Origin of the sequence: Rhodovulum viride (genome assembly GCF_003265965.1) — a bacterium.
GTDB lineage: Bacteria > Pseudomonadota > Alphaproteobacteria > Rhodobacterales > Rhodobacteraceae > Rhodovulum > Rhodovulum kholense.
Genome location: NZ_MUAV01000174.1, coordinates 1 through 515, shown reverse-complemented (window position 1 = coordinate 515; position 515 = coordinate 1). Strand labels below are relative to the sequence as shown.

1 protein-coding gene is annotated in these 515 nt (G+C 71.3%); it reads right to left on the bottom strand.

Annotated elements, in window-relative coordinates:
• Positions 1–120 precede the first annotated feature (120 nt).
• Positions 121–515 (bottom strand): hypothetical protein (locus BYZ73_RS23230; protein WP_220086895.1); only part of this gene is annotated, 395 nt, incomplete at its 5' end.

Genomic DNA, 515 nt, shown 5'->3' with positions numbered 1-515 from the left:
TCGAGGCAGGTGCCCCAGCAATTGTAGCAGCGCGGGCCATCGGCGAGGCTGGCCGCGCAGGGCGCGACCCCGAAGCGTTCGGCGCAGCGCGGCTGCCAGAGCTCGACGATCCGGATCGGTTCACGCGGCGGCATCAGCATGTCCCGTCGCGGTGAAGCCGACGCTGACGAAGTTCCGCCTGCCCTGGCGGGACGGCGCGATCACGTCATCGACCCAGGCATAGGCGCAGTCGGTCGGATAGCCCTCGGGCCGGGCCGCGATCCAGAAGGGCTCGGTCCGCGCGGCCCGGGCGAAGGGGTCGAAGGTGGCGCGGTACCAGTCCTCGGACAGGTTCTGCCAGGCGAAGGACCCCGACAGCCCCGAACGCTGGAGGAACCGGCCCATCAACTGGCCGCCCTCGCTGACATGGCTGGTCAGTGTCGCGCTGCGGCCGAGATCGATCATCCCGAGATCGGCATAGCCCCGGCGCGGCATTGCCAGCGCCCGGCCGGTCCCGATGACGCCGATCCGCGCCA